This window comes from Rhizobium sp. L43, from assembly GCF_002531725.1.
In the GTDB taxonomy this organism is placed as follows: Bacteria; Pseudomonadota; Alphaproteobacteria; order Rhizobiales; family Rhizobiaceae; genus Rhizobium.
The window spans coordinates 1-2,627 of the sequence record NZ_NWSQ01000078.1; the positions used below are offsets into that span (position 1 = coordinate 1).

The 2,627-nt window shown below is 60.0% G+C and carries 2 protein-coding genes; both read left to right on the top strand.

Annotated features, from left to right (window positions below):
- The first annotated feature begins 347 nt into the window (after window positions 1-347).
- Window positions 348-545 (top strand): hypothetical protein, encoded by a 198-nt coding sequence (locus CO667_RS34430; protein ID WP_037145433.1) that lies wholly within the window; start codon window positions 348-350, stop codon window positions 543-545.
- On the top strand, window positions 535-2,598 hold the full coding sequence (locus tag CO667_RS34435) for a recombinase family protein (protein WP_097622254.1): 2,064 nt from the start codon (window positions 535-537) through the stop codon (window positions 2,596-2,598). Before CO667_RS34430 ends, CO667_RS34435 begins: the two co-directional genes overlap by 11 nt.
- The last annotated feature ends 29 nt before the right edge of the window (window positions 2,599-2,627 follow it).

Genomic DNA, 2,627 nt, shown 5'->3' on the forward strand with positions numbered 1-2,627 from the left:
TTGTACAACACGACGACAGAACACCCACGGGACCGAGGTTCGCGAGCTTCTGTATCCGTGGCATCCCTGGTCCGGACGGCTTGTTCACGTGCATGAGGCGGTGTCTAAAGGGACGCATATTTTCCGCTGCAGCCTTTCTGGTTCTTCTTCTGGTCGACTTCTTGAGGTCCCGTCGTGGATGTTCGACCGATCAGTGAGTGGTTGTTGGCGCAGCCTGGCGGTCCCGCACGTCGATCTCGCAAGCCTGCATTCTTTGGCAAGATTGCTGAAGGACGCTGATGCCTCATCGCAATCTTCGGTAATGGGCGCAGCATTGGTCTCTCACGAAACGAGTCGGAGAGATGTTCATGCCTCGCCAGCCCATGACATGCCAGTTCGATCTGTTCTCGGCCCCGCAGCGGGGGAAGACGGCAGGGACGCCGCAATGGCCGGAGTTGCCGGAGGAGACCCGCCAAGCGTTGACGGTGCTCATCGTGCGGCTGTTCGTCGATCACGCAAAGTGCGGACATGCCTGCCAACAGAAGGAGGCCGGTCATGATGCATGAGAAGATCGCGCCGCATCATCTGGAGCGGAAGGCCATCCTCTATGTTCGGCAGTCCTCGGCTCACCAGGTTCTGCACAATCGAGAGAGCAGCGCCCTCCAGTACGCCATGCGCGACCGTCTGGCAGCGCTTGGATGGTCACATATAGAGACGGTGGATGACGACCTTGGTCGTTCGGCCGCCGGCGGCGTGACCCGCGCTGGATTTGATCGGATGGTGGCGGAAGTCTGCCTTGGCAAGGTAGGCGCCGTGGCCGCGCGTGAGGTATCGCGCTTCGCCCGGAACAGCCGCGATTGGCAGCAACTCATCGAGATGTGCCGCGTTGTCGATACCGTCCTGGTCGACCAGGAAGCAGTTTATGCGCCCCGCCAGGGCAACGACCGCCTGCTCTTGGGTTTGAAGGGCAGCCTCAACGAGTATGAACTCGATCTCTTGCGTCAGCGTTCCCTTTCCGCCCGCTATGAGAAGGCTCGCCGCGGTGAACTCGTCGTCACTGTTCCGGCCGGCTTCGTAAAGGCCGGTGACAGGATCGAGAAGGATCCCAATCGGCGCATCCAGGAAGCCATCGCACTCGTCTTCGACAAGGTCACCGAACTCGGGAGTGCCCGGCAGGCCTTGCTATGGTTCCTTGAGCAGGGATTGGACCTGCCCGTCAGGTGCGCCAACGGTGACGTCATCTGGCGCAGGCCAAATTATGCCACCATCCACCGGATGATTGCGAACCCGATCTACGGCGGCGCTTATGCTTATGGTAAGAGTCGTTCCGTACCAGGATACGATGGCCGATCTGGAATTCGCCGCAAGGCGCGTGATGAATGGCTGGCGCTGATCCCGGATGCGCACGAAGGTTACATCAGTTGGGAACGGGCGGAGGAGATCCGCAAGATGGTCAGCGACAATGTACCGGCCAGTCGCCATCATGGAGCGCCGAAGCATGGCGACGCTCTGCTTGCCGGCCTGTTCCGCTGCAAAAGGTGCGGCCGGAAGCTGACGGTTCGTTACACAGGAGCCAACCATAACATCCCGCGCTATTCCTGTTGGCGAGGGTTGCTCGACAACGGCGAACCACGTTGCATCGCCTTCGGCGGTCTGCGGGTCGATGACGCGATCGAAGAGGCACTTCTCGGCGTGGTCGAGCCAGGAGCCATTGCCGCCGCCGTCGAGGCGGAACGCAATATGGCCAACCAACGCGATCAGGTTCAGGATGCCCTGATGCGCGACCTCGAGGCAGCACGCTATGTAGCCGACCGGGCATTCCGGCAATATGACGCGGCCGATCCAGAGAATAGGCTGGTGACGTCGGAGCTGGAAGCACGCTGGAACAAGGCGCTGACTGGCGTCGGTGAGATCGAGGCCAAGATTGCCAAACATCGGACAGTTACGCCGCATCCGTTCCCCATGTCCGCATCACAGGTAACCGCACTTGCGGGAAACCTTCGCGCCGTCTGGACGGCGCCGACAACCGATGCAAGGCTGAAGAAGCGCATCGTGCGCACGCTCATCAATGAAGTGGTCGCCGATCTCGATGATGGAACCTCTGAGATCGTCCTCGTCATTCATTGGGTTGGAGGCGTCCACACCGAACTGCGCCTGCCGAAGCGACACCGTGGCCAAAGAAATGCGACCCCTGACGACATTGTCGACGCTGTGAAACAGCTCGTCTTGATCGCCAATGATGATGTGATTGCCGGTGTCCTCAATCGCAACGGACTGACGACCGGCAATGGCAATCGCTGGACACGGGAGCGGGTCACCGCGCTGAGGTCATATCGCAAGATTCCGGTCTTCCGTCCGCAGATCGACGGGGTTGAGCCATGGCTTAATCTGGGCGGTGCGGCGAAGTTACTCGGGATATCGCCAAAGACGCTGCGTCTGGCGGCCGAGGCTGGCGATATTAAGGGGGCTCATCCGCTACCCGATGGCCCATGGATCTTCAGCCGTTCCAAACTCGCGACCCCGCAAGCACGTCAGATTCTCGATCGTGCCCGGAAGAACCCTCGCCACCCCGCGGGATCGCCTCCAGATCAGGAAAATCTATTCCTTTCAATGACATAGAAAGATGGGTGTTATGAAACAGGATTGTA

Bases quoted from the DNA above. Each gene is read 5' to 3' on its own strand.
- CO667_RS34430 (WP_037145433.1), top strand. From the start codon at position 348: ATGCCTCGCCAGCCCATGACATGCCAGTTCGATCTGTTCTCGGCCCCG.
- CO667_RS34435 (WP_097622254.1), top strand. From the start codon at position 535: ATGATGCATGAGAAGATCGCGCCGCATCATCTGGAGCGGAAGGCCATC.